The sequence below is a fragment of the Saccharopolyspora gregorii genome (genome assembly GCF_024734405.1).
GTDB lineage: Bacteria > Actinomycetota > Actinomycetes > Mycobacteriales > Pseudonocardiaceae > Saccharopolyspora_C > Saccharopolyspora_C gregorii.
The window spans coordinates 4,464,161-4,478,299 of the sequence record NZ_CP059556.1 but is presented as its reverse complement, the minus strand read 5'-3'; the positions used below and the strand labels follow the sequence as shown (position 1 = coordinate 4,478,299).

The window sequence follows — 14,139 nt, the reverse complement described above, 5'->3', positions numbered from 1 at the left end:
CGGTCAGCCGGGCAGGTCCGCGGCCGACATCGGCGGGAGCAGGTCGCCCGCCGGTTCGCGGGACCACCAGCGGCCCGCCCGGCGCTCGGCGCGGTCCGCGAAGCGGTAGCGGTACAGCCGCGCGCGGACCAGCACCGGCGGCTCGTCCGGGAACGGGTCGTGCCGCAGCAGGCGGCGGATCCCGCGGTCGCCGCGCAGCAATCCGCGCAGCAGGGCGGGCATCCAGCCGCGGCCGTAGCCCGGCGAGATCGCCACGAACCAGAGCAGCCAGCCCAGCCGCAGGTGGTACGGCGCCACCTGCGGCGGGCGGCGGCGCGGATCTCCCGGTTTGCCGGGGAACTCGTACTCGCGCCAGCCGGATTCCCCGCTGCGGTCGGGAGTTCCCTCGACGACGACCTCGTAGCGGGTGCGGGTCACCGAACCGAACGCACCGTACGTGCCGCCCAGGTGCAGCCGGTTGAAGCTGCGGTTCATCACCTGGTGGCGGCCGAGCATGTTGCGCACCGGGTGGCGGGCGATCACCAGCATCCCCGCCGCCAGCGCGAGCACGAGGACTTGGTGCCACAGCGGGGAATCCCGCATCTCCGGGGCGGGGAACCGCAGCAGCCGGTCGTCCATCGCCGAGCACGCCAGCGCGATCGTGACCAGGTTCAGCCAGGCGAAGTTGCCGCTCAGCAGCAGCCAGCACTGGGTGAGCACGACGAGCACCGCCGCCACGTCCGCGATCGGCTGCGGCGCGAACAGCGCGAACGGCACCACCAGCTGCGTCCCGTGGTTCGCCAGCACTTCGGCCTTGTGCAGCGGCCCGGGCAACCGGTGGAAGAACCGGCTGAGCGGACCCGGCATCGGCTGCGTCTCGTGGTGGTGGTGCAGCGCCGTCAGGTCGCGCCAGCAGGAGTCGCCGCGCAGCTTGATCAGCCCGGCGCCGAACTCCACGCGGAACAGCAGCCAGCACAGCAGCCACAGCACCGGCGCCGGGGAAGCGGTGTGCGCCGGGCCCAGGAAGATCACCAGGAAGCCCGCTTCGAGCAGCAGCGACTCCCAGCCGAAGCCGTACCAGACCTGACCGATGTTCACGATCGACAGGTACAGCGCCCACAGCACCAGCCACACCAGCATCCACGCCCACAGCGGCAGCGCCGCCACCACGCCGAGCACCGCCGCCAGGCCCAGCAGCACCCCGGTCCAGGCGACCGCGCCGAACGCGCGGTCCGAGTAGTGCAGGTGGAACAGGCTCGGGCTGCGCCGGAACCCCACCGCGCGCAGGAACCGCGGCGCCGGGGTGAGCCCGTGCTCCCCGGCCAGCGGGCGGAACTGGTGCACCGCAGCCGCGAAGCCCAGCAGGTACGCCAGGCCGACCAGTCGGGTGCACACCTCCCGCGCCTGCGCGTACTCCGGCGCCCAGAACCAGGAACCCATCGCGCTCCCTCCTCCCACTCGGGGTGCCCACGTGGCCGCGGCCGAATGCGGGCCCCGCCGGTCAGCGGGCGTGGGCGACGAGGTCCGCGGCGAGCGCGTCGAGGTCCGGGGCCGCGCGCAGCGACCGGGACATCCGCTCCACCCGGTCCCGCACCGCGCGGTCGCCCAGCACCTCGGCGCACACCCGCGCCAGCGCCGCCGGGCTCGTCGTCCCGAGGTCCACTTCGGCGCCGAGCCCCAGTTCGGCAGTGCGGCGCGCGTTGTCCGGCTGGTCGGAGAACAGCGGCAGCGCCACCACCGGGGTCCCCGCCAGCAGCGACTCGAACACGCCGCCGAACCCGCCGTGCGAGACGAACAGGTCCGCGCGGTGCAGCAGCGCCCGTTGCGGGGTGCGCTCGACGAGCCGCACGTTGCCCGGCCGCGGCCCGCGCCACTCCCGCGGGTCGCTGCCGAGCGCCACGACCGCCGTGCAGCGCACCCGGCCCAGCGCCTCGACCAGCAGCCCTTGCACGGCCGCGAGTTCCGGGATCAGCACCGGCGCCAGCGTGCCGAACCCGGCCAGCACCAGCGGCCGGTCCCCGGGCAGGTCGGCGAACTCGGCGGGCAGCCGGTCGGCGCCTGCCACGGGCACCGGCCGGTAGGTGCGAGCGGTGCGCAGTTCCGGCGGGTACCACTCCTGCGGGACGACCCCGGCGACCAGCGTCCGGTACGAGTGCCGCACGTCGTCCACCGGGTCCAGGCCGAGCCGCACCCGCTGCTCGTCGACGGCACCGCGCACGAACGGCAGGTTCAGCGCGCTGTGCGGGGCGATGTCGAGCACGGCGTGCGGCAGCCCGAGCCGTTCCGCCGCGAGGTAGCCGCCGAACTCGTTGCACTCCCGCACGACCAGGTCCGGCCGCCAGCGGGCCGCGGCCCCGATCAGGTCGTCGGCGAGCACCCCGGCGAGCGGACCGGCGAACGTCCTGGTCAGCGGGCCGGGAGCCCGGCGGGCTTCGACGGTGGTCCGGTCGGAACCGGTGGCCTCGGCGTGCTCGGGCATGCCGGGGCTGCCGGACACCGCCGGATCGCGCAGCAGCGCGTCGAGGGTCCGCACCCGCGGCAGCGGCAGGTGCTCCAGCCCGCACTCGGCGACGACGTCCGCCATCCCGGCGGCGCAGGCCACCGCCACCCGGTGCCCGGCGCGGCGCAGCGCGTGCGCGCACGGCGCCAGCAGCGGCACCAGGTGCGAGCGGAACGGCAGGCAGGTCAGGACTACGCGCACGGCGGTCGCCGGGCGGTGATCAGGCGGGTGCCGAGGTCGTCGAGCTCGTCCTCGGTGGCGCCCGCGTCCGCGCTGAAACCCTTGCCCCGCAGCAGTTCCAGCACGGCTTCGGCCTCGCCGCGATGCCCCTGCACCTCGGCGACGACCTGCTGCACCCGCGGCCAGTCCCGGTCGTCGATCCCCGCGAGCACGTCGGCCTCGGCACCCTCCACGTCGATCTTGAGCAGGTCGATGCGCTCCGGCAGGCCGGCTTCGGTGAGCACCTCGGACAACCGCCGCACCGGCAGCACCACCTCGCGGGCGTCCGCCAGCAGGGCACCCGCGGTGGGGTGCTGCCGGGCGAGCTTCTTGGTGCCCGGGTAGCGGGTCGAATTGCCCGGCAGGTCCGGGAAGTAGGTGAACGCGACCGCGTCCTCGGCGCCGGCGCCCACGGCCTGCCGCACCGCCCGCACCCCGTCGACACCCGCGAGGTTCGCCCACAGCGCGCGGAACGTCTCCGGCATCGGCTCCAGCGCGAGGATCCGGGCGGCGGGGCACCGCCGCTTCACGAACAGGCTGAACAGCCCGACGTTGGCACCGACGTCGACGACCACCGCGTCGGCGGGCAGCACCGCGCCCCCGCGCAGGTAGCACTCGTCGCGGAAGATCTCGGCGTGGATGAAGCCGATCTCGTCGGTGCTGCCGGACGAGTTCTCCGGCACGTAGCAGCTGAACCCGTCGTCGAGCCGGACGCAACGCAGGCCGTTGCCCATCCCACCCACCTCCCCGGTCCCGAGGAACCTACTCCGCCGCCGGACCGCGGCGGCCCGGCACCCGAGCGCCGGCCGACGGGGGAGCGGCCCGGTCATCGCGCCCCGGCGCGCCGCCTAGAATTCCGCGTCGGGGAGGCGGGGAACGAGTGCTGGACGAAATCGCGCGCCTGTTGGCGTGCCCGCACTGCGGGGCGGGCCTGGAACCGGATGGTGCTGCGCTGCGCTGCGCCGCGAACCACTCCTTCGACCTGGCCAAGCAGGGCTACGTGAGCCTGCTGGGCGGCCGGGGCGCCCCCGCGCCGGGCGACACCGCCCCGATGATCGCGGCCCGCGCGGACTTCCTCGCCGCGGGCCACTACGACCCGATCGCCGCGGCGCTGGCCGACGCGGCGGCCGAAGTCCACACCGGCGGGCCGCTGCTGGACCTGGGCGCCGGAACCGGGCACTACCTGGCGCGGGTGCTGGACCGGGTCCCCGGCGAGGTCGGCGTGGCGCTGGACGTCTCCAAGTTCGCCTCCCGCCGTGCCGCGAAGGCGCACCCGCGCGCGTCCGCGGTGCTCGCCGACGCCTGGCAGGGGCTGCCGCTGCGCGACGCCGCCGTCGGCTCGGTGCTCAACGCGTTCGCCCCGCGCAACCCCGCCGAGACGCACCGCGTGCTGCGCCCCGGCGGGCACCTGCTGGTGGTCACCCCGAACTCCGGTCACCTGGGCGAACTCGTCTCGGCGCTGGGCCTGCTCAGCGTGGACGAGCGGAAACCGCAGCGGCTCGCCGAGCAGCTCGCGGGGCACTTCGACCCGATCGCCACCACCACCCGCGAGTTCCCGCTGCACCTGGGCCCGGCCGAGCTCGCCACCCTCGTCGGCATGGGCCCCAACGCCTGGCACACCGCCGGCACCCTCCCGGCCCGCATCGCCGAGCTCCCCACCCCGTTCCCGGTCACCGCCTCCATCACCCTGTCGACGTACCGGCGCCGCTGACGGAGCAATCCGTTCCGCCGACCCGGGCACGGTCTGCGTCGGCATATTCCTTTCATTCGGCTGAATGGGGAAATGAAAACCTAGGCCGTCGGCACCAGTAGTGTTCGCATTCGTCGCAATCAGTGTGTCGAATGCTGAAACGAGGTGCGGTGTCCGTGGAAGAAGACCTGGGGCGCGAGATCATCCGGCGGATCGAGGAGCTCGACGATCCTAACGATGACGAGGCGAGGAAGATCGTCGACGAGCTCACTGCCGAGGACGAAGCGCAGCCGCAGCCACCATTCGACGGGCACATCGAATCCATCCGAGTGCAGGGCATCCGCTCCTTCGGTGAAGAACAGGAACTGGAGCTCTCCCGCGGCCTCACGATCGTCTACGCCGAGAACGGAACCGGAAAGACCAGCTTCGTCGATGCGGTCGAGCTGCTCACGGCAGGAGTGACAACTCGTGCCAGGCAGACGCCCGACCTGAAGAACGAGGTCAAGGACGAGGACCACATCCCGCACGCCACGCTGGATGGGAAGCCGCTCTGCGATCCGCACGTGTCCGTGAACTGGGTTGACGGGGAACGCAAGTTGGGGGCGAGTTGGACGGGTGCATGGGGTGTTGGGGTAGTCGACGTCCCTTCGATTCAGCTCCTAGCTCGACGTCGCCTCCGGGAGATCATCCACTCGAAGGGTGTTGATCGAGCAGTCATCCTCGGGGACGCGGTCGGATTGGCGCCCACGGACGAGAAGTGGGCGAAAGCCCAGAAGGCCGTGGGTGGTGCGGCTGACCAACTGAAGTCGTCCGGAATTTCCGCTGCCACCAATTCCATCAAAGACGCGGTCGCGAAATTTCTAGAGGAGAGGGGGTCCCGGCTGGGGCGAGAAGTCGACGAGATAGCGAAACTGATCGAATCGGAAGCGCAGATCAGGGTGGACGATCTCCGTCGAGCTCTCGGAGATCGAGCTCTCCCCGATGTCTGGAACCACAGGTTCGATCCGCCTCCATCGGTCCCCGATGTCACGCATGTGAATGGTCTCGCCGAACGCCTTGCTGAATACGACGCGAGTGCTTCGGAGGCCGTGATCGGCGGCGATGGCTTCCTAGCGCTGTTCGAGTCGTTCCTGGCCGTTGCGGGAGATGGGGAGCTGTGCCCCGCATGTGCGGTAGGCACGGTGACCACCACCCGGATCGGCGAGGTGCAACGGTTACTGGCCGCCACCGCGGCCGAACGCGAGCGCCTGCGTCGGCACGAACAGCTCCGCAACGAGATCCGCGATGAGCTGAACAGGCTCGCAGGACGGGATCTGGCCTGGCATCTGCCGGTGTGGGACGAGCAGGCCTTGCGTCCCTTTCCTGGCGGTGCTGGTTTCGAAGCCGGTTATCGAGAGCTGCAGCAGTTCGCAGGTGCGTGGGCCGAGCATCGGGCGAGGCTGTGCAAGTCGATCGAGCTGGCGAAGAACCAGCTCTCCCAGGGGGCCCTGCACGATGTCGCTGGGAGCTTGGGTGAACTGCTCGTTGTCCGCCCTGCTGCGGAAGATCGGGCGAACGAGCTGGAAGTGCAGCGATCGGAAGCGGTGCACGCACGCCGTGGGGACGAATTGCGGTCTGCGGAGCAAGCGGTCAAGGATGCTCGTCACGTGGCTGAAGCAATCGTCGAACACGGCAAGGACCGGGATCGTGAAGCCGCCCTCAGAGCTGCTGCTGGTCACCTCAAAGCCCGGCGTACTGACGTGCTGGAGGCGAAGCTCGTCGACTTGGCGGAACCGATCAACTCGTGGATTCGCAAGCTGGCCCCGGAGCGCACTCCGCCGATCAGTTTGAAGGTCGCGTCGGGGAGTGGAGCTCCGCGGCTGAACGTGTTGATCGAAGGCGGCAAGGTGACGGCCATCGGCCGGTTGTCCGATTCGCAGCTCGACATGCTCGGACTCGCCTGTCACCTCGCGACGATCGAGCGGGAGCACGTCGGGGCACCGTTGATCCTCGACGATCCGACGGACATGCTCGACGTGGAAACCGCGAAGAAGCTCGCGAGCGATGGGATCGGTGAACTCCTCGGTCCTGCCGGGCAGGATCCGAGGCGGCAGGTTGTCATCCTCACCCATGACCAGCAGCTCGTGAAGCGGCTCTGGGAGCATCATGGAAACCGTCTTCCCTGCACCGCGCAGTGGTACCTCGAGATCGAGTCTTCGGATGAGTGCGAGGCGCGGACGGTGATGAAGCCGCGCTCGCCGCGTGATTACCTCGACCGGCTCAACGAGCTCATTGCGAGGAACGGTGGTGATCACAACCGAATGTGGTTGCGGAGTGCCGCCGGAAACCTGGCCAGGCAGGTTCTGGAATCTATCACCGGGGATTTGATCGAGGTCCTGGGGCCGCATGGTCGCGGCTACATCGATGACGTGTCGATCGTGCTGAGAGCTAGGTCTGAGCCGCTTGGTGATCGCGCAAAAAAGGTGGAGTTATGTATCTCCACGATTAGCGAAATGTACCAGCAATGCAATAGTATCAAGCATCGGGAATCGAATCTGCGAATCGCGGAAGTTCTCGACGTGATCAGCAAGAGTAAGGATTACTTACTGAATGACTCCAGTCATGCCAACTTCGTCTATCCGAGTGTGAGTAGCATTAAGGAATACGGGACGTCGCTGCGCGGACTGGTGAAGCTGTTCGAATCGGGCGGCGGTGGAAGATCGCGTCGTTCGGATGATTGGCCGGCAACCTGCCGCTGGTACCGGTTGCTCGGACACTGCGACACCTGCAAGGTCACCGAGTTCTTCCCGGACTACACCCCCTGAAACGCGGAACGGCCCGCCGGAACTCCGGCGGGCCGTTCTGGTTGCGGGATCAGCTCTCCGAGCGGGAGATGTTGATCATGTCGTCGCGTTCGACGACCTTGATGCGCTCGCGGCCCTGGGCCTCGCCGAGCGCCTGCTCGTGCGCGTCGAGCAGGTTCCAGCCGTCCCAGGTGGTGTAGCGGACGCCGTTGTCGTCCAGCAGCCGCAGCACGCTCTCGCGGTCCGGTTCCTCGGCGGTCGGCATCGAGTCCAGGTCGTCCAGCAGGTTGCCGATGGTCTCCAGCGCGTCGCCCTTGGTGTGGCCGATGAGGCCGACGGGCCCGCGCTTGATCCAGCCGGTGGTGTAGACGCCGGTGATGTGCTCGCCGTCGAGGTCGAGCACGCGGCCGCCGTCGTTGGGGACGGTGCCGGTGCCGTGGTCGAACGGGATGTCCGGCACCGGGGAGCTCAGGTAGCCGACGGCGCGGTAGATCGCCTGCACCGGGGTGGTCTCGAACTCGCCGGTGCCGCGCACGTTCCCGTCGCCGGTGAGCTCCATGATCTCGGTGCGCAGGCCCTCGACGCGGTCGGTGCCCTGGACCTCGACCGGCGCGCGCAGGAAGTGGAAGTGCAGCCGCCGCGGGGTGTCGTTCTTCGGGTCCCGCAGCGCCCAGTCCTGGAAGGTCTTGACGATCGTCTTGACCTGGTTGTTGCTGCGGATGGCCTCTTCGCTGGCCTCGTCGAGCTCGAAGCCCTCCGGGTGCACGATGAGCTCCACGCCCGGCTGGTGGTCGAGCTCGCGCAGCTCCAGCGGCGTGAACTTGGCCTGCGCGGGACCGCGGCGGGCGAACAGGTGCACGTCGGTGACCTGCGAGTTCTTCAGGCCCTGGTAGACGTTGTCCGGGATCTCGGTGCTGAGCAGGTCGTCGGCCTGCTTCGCGAGCACCCGCGCCACGTCCAGCGCCACGTTGCCCGCACCGACGACCGCGACCTCCTTGGCGTCCAAGGTCCAGTCGCGGGTCGCCTCCGGGTAGCCGTCGTACCAGTAGACGAAGTCGGCGGCGCCGTGGCTGTGCGCCAGGTCGATGCCGGGGATGTCCAGCGCCCGGTCCTTGTCGGCGCCGGTGGAGAAGATCACCGCGTCGTAGTGGTGCCGGAGCTGTTCGAGCTTGATGTCCTCGCCGTAGTTCACGCCGCCGAGGAAGCGGATCTCCGGCTTCTCCATGATGCGCCGCAGCGCGTTCACGATGCCCTTGATGCGCGGGTGGTCGGGAGCGACGCCGTAGCGGATGAGCCCGTAGGGGGCGGGCATCCGGTCGAGCAGGTCGATGTCCACTGGCGTCTCGGATTTCGTCAGGATGTCCGCGGCGTACACGCCGGCGGGGCCGGCCCCGACGATCGCAACTCGCAGTGGGCGGGTCATGCGTGTCCTCCTGCTCGACTTCAAAGGTGGCGCCGGGGGTGGCCCCGGGCCGTCGTGGATGTGCCGCGGCGGGTGCCGGGCGTTCCGTTCTAGGGTGCCCGTCGCGTGCGGCGCGATCCGACCACCCTCCAGCTTAGGTTCCCCTTACCGGAAATCCCGGAATGCGGACGGTGAGAAGCCTCATAGCGCTTCTCGCTCGACCGGGTGGCGTCCCCGAAATCGATGGATGACCGGGCGCGGACCGTCACAGTACGATCACGTTCGGCGTTGGTGCCTGTACCTTAAAAAGATCTTGTAGAGTACCGACTTTAGTCGGGTCGACCATCGTGGACACCGGCACTCGGGAGGCAACGATGCACCAGCGGCCGGAACGGCTGCCTGATGGTGTTCACCTCGAAGAACGCGCCGCGCGGCGTCGGTCCCGGTCCGTTCCGGGAGCCGTCGCCCGGCGGTCCGCCGACCGCGTCGAGCACCAGCCCGCGGAGCGCCCCGCGGGCCGCCGCGGGCCTCGCCCCAGCCGCGCCCGGGGTGGTATCCCGCCCTCATTCCTCCGGGGAATATGCCCATGCGCGAACAGTCGTCCCGAAATCCTCGGAAATGGCGGAATCCGCGGCCGAATCGGCGGTGCCGGGTCATGACGGAGTCTTCCGAGGGGCCCGGCGACGGCCCCGGGGCGGAACGGGCCGCGCTGGTCCGCCGCTGGACCCGCGAGATCATCCGCACCAGCTACGTGCCGATGGCGCGCGCCGACATCGAGGACTTCCTGCTGGAGCGGCTCGACGCGCTGCTGGACGCCGCGGGCGAGGCGGACCGGCTGCTGGAGGCCGCCGCCGAGCTCGGCGCGCGGCTGGTGCGCATCCACTTCACCGGTCCCGCCGCGCTGGACCGCACGCTGCGGGTGCTCGGCTCCGGGCTGCCGGAGCTGCGGTCCGCGCGGTTCGGGCGCGGTGACCTGGTGCCGGTGCTGAGCGCCGTCGCCGCCGCCTACGCGGGGCAGCTGCGCGAGCAGACGCTCGACGAGCAGGAGGTCATCAAGCGCGCCGTGCTGCAGGCCAGGGACGCCGCCGAGGAGGCGCTGCGCGCCAGCGAGGCCTCGTTCCGCGCGGTGTTCACCTCCTCCGCGCTGGGCATCGCGATCGTCACGCTCGACGGCATCATCGAGGAGGTCAACTCCCCGATGGAGGGCATCTTCGAACCGGTCTGCCAGGACCTGGTGGGCCGCAGCGTCTTCGACCTCGCCGACCCGGACTGGGTGGACGACCTGGTGGAGAACGTCGAATCGCTCTCGGTGGGCGAGGTGGACCGGTTCCAGTCCGAGACGCGGCTCAGCGGCGCCGACGGCGCGCACATCTGGACGCAGGTGTCGGCCTCGCTGGTGCGCGACTCGCACGGCACGCCGGACTACCAGGTGCTGCTCTACGAGGACATCACCCACCGGCACATGCTCCAGGAGCAGTTCCGCAGGCAGGCCACCCACGACCCGCTGACCGGGCTGGCGAACCGAACCCTGCTCAAGACCACCTTGGACGCGGCGCTGGAACCGGCGTACCCGGGCCGCCGGGTCGGCTTGTGCTACTTCGACCTGGACGGGTTCAAGGCGATCAACGACAGCCTCGGGCACCCGGTCGGGGACGAGCTGCTGCGCGCGATGGCGCAACGGCTCAACGCCCTGGCCACCCTGGAGTCGGGGCTGGCGGCGCGGATGGGCGGCGACGAGTTCGTGGTGCTCGTCCCCGACTCGCAGGGCGCGGCGCGGCTGGTGGAGATCGTCGAGCACATGCTCTCGGAGGTGACCCGCCCGGTGTCGGTGTGCGGTCACCTGCTCACCGCCTCCGCCAGCGTCGGCGTGGTGGAGACCGCGGTCGCCGCCACCGGGCCGGACGAGCTGCTGCAGGACGCCGACATCACCCTGTACCGCGCCAAGAACGAGGGCCGGGCGCAGTGGGCGCTGTTCGACCCGGAGCACAACGCGGCGGCCAAGGAGCGGTTCCACCTGTCGGCGGCGATGCCCAGCGCGCTGCACGAGCACGAGCTGTACGTGGAGTACGAGCCGGTGCTGTGGTGGGACGACGCCTCGCTGGTCGGGGTGCGGGCGCACCTGCGCTGGGACCACCCGGAGTTCGGCGAGCTCGACGCGGAGGACTTCCTCGGGCTGGCGGAGGAAACCGGCCTGATCACCCGGCTCGGCACCTGGATGCTGGAGCAGGTGTGCGCGCACGCCGTGCACTGGCAGGAGCGGTTCGGCGATCGGGGGCCGGTGGCGGCCGTGGACCTGTCGGCGCGGCAGCTGCGGGACCCGGAGCTGGTCGGCGACATGCGCCGCATCCTCGCCGACAGCGGGCTGCCGGCCAGCAAGCTGATCATCGGGGTGCCGGAGGCGGCGCTGTTCGACCAGTACGGCGATCCGATCGACGCGCTGGAGATCTTCGCCGAGATGGGCCTGACGCTGGGCGTGCACGACTTCGGCCACGACCACCGCGAGGTGGCGCGGCTGCGCGGGCTGCCGCTGTGCGCGGTGCGGCTCACCGGCGGCTACCTGGACTCGTTCGCCGCGCCGGACGGGGCGGATCCGCTGGACGAGCACCTGGTGTCCAGCCTGGTCGGTTCGGCCCAGCTGCTGGGCTTGGCCGTCGTCGGCAGCGGGGTGCGCACCATCGAGCAGGCGAACCGGTTGCGCAAGCTCGGCGTGCAGGGCGTGATCGGGCCGTGCGCGGGCGGCCTCGCCTCCGCGATGGAGATCGAGGCGATGATCGCGGAAGGTGATCTCGGCTGAACCCGTCCGCGCCGGGCAGGGGCGGAAATCGGGTGGCGGGCGGCCGATAGCATCGAAGGGGCAAGTACCAGCCGGTTTCATCCGCGGGTCGCCTCCTCGGCGACCGCCCTTCACGAGGAGTCATCGTGTCCGTTCAGCCGCCCGAAGCCCAGCAGGTCACCAGGGTGAAGGTGCCGGCGGGCACTACCGCTGCCGCCGCCGTCGCCGAAGCCGGTCTGCCCGGCCAGGGCCCGCAGGCGATCGTCGTGGTCCGCGACGAGGAGGGCGAGCTGCGCGACCTGGCGTGGGCGCCGGAGTCCGACGTGGAGGTCGAACCGGTCGCCGCCGACACCGAGGCCGGGCGCAGCGTCATCCGCCACTCGGCCGCGCACCTGCTGGCGCAGGCCGTGCAGCAGCAGTTCCCGGACGCGAAGCTGGGCATCGGCCCGCCCGTCAAGGACGGCTTCTACTACGACTTCGACGTGGACCGCCCGTTCACCCCGGAGGACCTGCAGGCGCTGGAGAAGCGCATGAAGCAGCTCGTCAAGTCCGGGCAGAAGTTCTCCCGCCGCCGCCTCGACTCGGTGGAGGCCGCCCGCGAGGAGCTGGCGAACGAGCCGTACAAGCTGGAGCTGGTCGACCTGAAGTCCGGCGCGGACGAGGTCGACACCAGCGAGGTGATGGAGGTCGGCGCCGGTGAGCTGACCGTCTACGACAACATCGACCGCCACGGCGAGGTCGTGTGGGGCGACCTGTGCCGCGGCCCGCACGTGCCGCACACCAAGTTCATCCCCGCGTTCAAGCTGACCCGGGTGGCCGCCGCCTACTGGCGCGGCGACCAGAACAACCAGCAGCTGCAGCGCGTCTACGGCACCGCGTGGGAGTCGAAGGAGGCGCTGGCCGAGCACCTGGAGTGGCTGGCCGAGGCGGAGCGCCGCGACCACCGCAGGCTGGGCGCCGAGCTGGACCTGTTCTCGTTCCCGGAGGAGGTCGGCTCCGGGCTGCCGGTGTTCCACCCGAAGGGCGGCATCATCCGCCGCGAGCTGGAGGACTACTCGCGCCGCCGCCACGAGGCCGCGGACTACGAGTTCGTGAACACCCCGCACATCACCAAGGGCACCTTGTTCGAGACCTCCGGGCACCTCGACTGGTACAAGGACGGCATGTTCCCGGCGATGCACCTCGACGAGGAGCGCGACGAGAACGGCGTGCTGCGCAAGGCGGGCCAGGACTACTACCTGAAGCCGATGAACTGCCCGTTCCACAACCTGATCTTCCGGTCCCGCGGGCGTTCCTACCGGGAGCTGCCGCTGCGGCTGTTCGAGTTCGGCTCGGTGTACCGGTACGAGAAGTCCGGCGTGGTGCACGGCCTGACCCGGGTGCGCGGCATGACGCAGGACGACGCGCACATCTACTGCATGCCGGAGCAGCTGCAGGACGAGCTGAAGTCGCTGCTGTCGTTCGTGCTGGACCTGCTGCGCGACTACGGCCTGGAGGACTTCTACCTGGAGCTGTCCACCCGCAACGACGAGAAGTACGTCGGCGACGACGAGAGCTGGCGGGTGGCCACCGAGGCGCTGCGCGAGGCCGCCGAGTCCTCCGGCCTGGAGCTGGTGCCGGACCCGGGCGGCGCCGCGTTCTACGGCCCGAAGATCTCGGTGCAGGCGAAGGACGCGCTGGGCCGCAGCTGGCAGATGTCGACGATCCAGGTGGACTACCACCTGCCGGAGCGGTTCGACCTGGAGTACACCGGCAAGGACGGCGCCAAGCAGCGGCCCATCAAGATCCACCGGGCGCTGTTCGGGTCGATCGAGCGGTTCTTCGGCGTGCTCACCGAGCACTACGCGGGCGCGTTCCCGGCGTGGCTGTCCCCGGTGCAGGTGGTGGGCATCCCGATCGCCGACGAGCACGCCGACCACCTCGTCGGCGTGGTGAAGTCGTTGCGCGCCGGGGGGATTCGCGCCGAGGTCGACCACGGCGACGACCGGATGCAGAAGAAGATCCGCAACCACACCACGCAGAAGGTGCCGTTCCTGCTGCTGGCCGGCGGCAAGGACGTGGAGGCCGGCGCGGTGTCGTTCCGGTTCCGCGACGGCACCCAGATCAACGGGGTGCCGGTGGCGGAGGCGGTGGCCGCGATCGGCCGCTGGGTGGAGCGCCGCGAGAACACCTCGCCGACCGCGGAGGTCTTCCAGCGGGAGCTGGCGGCCGGGGCGGAGTCGGCGTGACCTCCGACGACAGCGGGGTCCAGTTCTCGGAGCAGCGCGGCACCGGCGTGCCGGACGCGCTGCAACGGCTGTGGACCCCGCACCGGATGGCCTACATCCAGGGCGAGAACAAGCCGGAGGGCGAGGCCAGCGAGGGCTGCCCGTTCTGCCGGTTGCTGGAGTCGGGCCTGCCGGACGAGGACACGCTGATCGTGGCCCGCGACGAGCTGGTCTTCGCGATCCTCAACCTGTACCCGTACAACCCGGGGCACCTGATGGTGCTGCCGTACCGGCACGTCGCCGACTACACGGAGCTCACCGACGAGGAGACGACGGCGGTCGCGGCGTTCACCAAGCGCGCGATGCGGGTGATCCGCCAGGTGTCGGCGCCGCACGGGTTCAACATCGGCCTCAACCAGGGGCCGGTGGCGGGCGCGGGCATCGCCGCGCACCTGCACCAGCACGTGGTGCCGCGCTGGGGCGGGGACGCGAACTTCATGCCGGTCATCGGCCACACGAAGGTGCTGCCCCAGCTCCTCGGCGACACCCGCCGCCTCCTCGCGGAGGCATGGCCGGGCTGACCGAC

The 14,139-nt window shown here is 70.5% G+C and carries 9 protein-coding genes; 5 read left to right on the top strand and 4 right to left on the bottom strand.

Going from position 1 to position 14,139, the window contains the following annotated elements:
• Nucleotides 1-3 precede the first annotated feature (3 nt).
• The 3 genes from H1226_RS19440 to H1226_RS19430 form a co-directional block, all read right to left on the bottom strand.
• The gene (locus H1226_RS19440; RefSeq protein WP_258341978.1) at nt 4-1,419 is read right to left on the bottom strand and encodes a lipase maturation factor family protein; all 1,416 of its coding nucleotides are present in this window, start codon (nt 1,417-1,419) and stop codon (nt 4-6) included.
• Between the two features lie 61 nt (nt 1,420-1,480).
• A complete protein-coding gene (locus tag H1226_RS19435; protein WP_258341977.1) occupies nt 1,481-2,680 on the bottom strand; it encodes a glycosyltransferase in 1,200 nt (399 codons plus the stop codon).
• Nucleotides 2,671-3,432, bottom strand: coding sequence for an FkbM family methyltransferase (locus H1226_RS19430; protein ID WP_258341976.1), 762 nt, complete (start codon nt 3,430-3,432; stop codon nt 2,671-2,673). Before H1226_RS19430 ends, H1226_RS19435 begins: the two co-directional genes overlap by 10 nt.
• 146 nt (nt 3,433-3,578) lie before the next feature.
• Between H1226_RS19430 and H1226_RS19425 the strand changes: the two genes are divergently transcribed.
• The gene (locus tag H1226_RS19425) at nt 3,579-4,409 is read left to right on the top strand and encodes a putative RNA methyltransferase (protein ID WP_258341975.1); all 831 of its coding nucleotides are present in this window, start codon (nt 3,579-3,581) and stop codon (nt 4,407-4,409) included.
• Nucleotides 4,410-4,564: 155 nt separating this feature from the next.
• Nucleotides 4,565-7,192: an AAA family ATPase gene (locus H1226_RS19420; protein ID WP_258341974.1), complete on the top strand. Its 2,628-nt coding sequence runs from the start codon at nt 4,565-4,567 to the stop codon at nt 7,190-7,192.
• A 49-nt stretch (nt 7,193-7,241) separates the two neighbouring features.
• On the opposite strand, the gene H1226_RS19415 is transcribed toward H1226_RS19420, so the two are convergent.
• Nucleotides 7,242-8,594, bottom strand: a complete 1,353-nt coding sequence (locus H1226_RS19415) for an FAD-dependent oxidoreductase (RefSeq protein ID WP_258341973.1) — start codon at nt 8,592-8,594, stop codon at nt 7,242-7,244.
• 634 nt (nt 8,595-9,228) lie between these two features.
• On the opposite strand from H1226_RS19415, the gene H1226_RS19410 reads away from it, so the two are divergent.
• From H1226_RS19410 to H1226_RS19400, 3 genes are all read left to right on the top strand, one after another.
• Nucleotides 9,229-11,367: a putative bifunctional diguanylate cyclase/phosphodiesterase gene (locus H1226_RS19410; RefSeq protein ID WP_258341972.1), complete on the top strand. Its 2,139-nt coding sequence runs from the start codon at nt 9,229-9,231 to the stop codon at nt 11,365-11,367.
• 164 nt (nt 11,368-11,531) lie between these two features.
• Nucleotides 11,532-13,574 carry a threonine--tRNA ligase gene (gene thrS / locus H1226_RS19405; RefSeq protein WP_258349460.1) on the top strand — a complete coding sequence of 681 codons (2,043 nt, stop codon included), beginning with the start codon at nt 11,532-11,534 and terminating at the stop codon, nt 13,572-13,574.
• 86 nt (nt 13,575-13,660) lie between these two features.
• Nucleotides 13,661-14,134, top strand: coding sequence for an HIT family protein (locus tag H1226_RS19400; RefSeq protein ID WP_224956223.1), 474 nt, complete (start codon nt 13,661-13,663; stop codon nt 14,132-14,134).
• Nucleotides 14,135-14,139: the final 5 nt, after the last annotated feature.

Excerpts from the sequence above, each read along its gene's own strand:
- H1226_RS19430 (WP_258341976.1), bottom strand. The coding sequence starts at position 3,432 with ATGGGCAACGGCCTGCGTTGCGTCCGGCTCGACGACGGGTTCAGCTGC.
- H1226_RS19410 (WP_258341972.1), top strand. The coding sequence starts at position 9,229 with ATGACGGAGTCTTCCGAGGGGCCCGGCGACGGCCCCGGGGCGGAACGG.
- H1226_RS19400 (WP_224956223.1), top strand. The coding sequence starts at position 13,661 with ATGGCCTACATCCAGGGCGAGAACAAGCCGGAGGGCGAGGCCAGCGAG.
- H1226_RS19440 (WP_258341978.1), bottom strand. The coding sequence starts at position 1,419 with ATGGGTTCCTGGTTCTGGGCGCCGGAGTACGCGCAGGCGCGGGAGGTG.
- H1226_RS19415 (WP_258341973.1), bottom strand. The coding sequence starts at position 8,594 with ATGACCCGCCCACTGCGAGTTGCGATCGTCGGGGCCGGCCCCGCCGGC.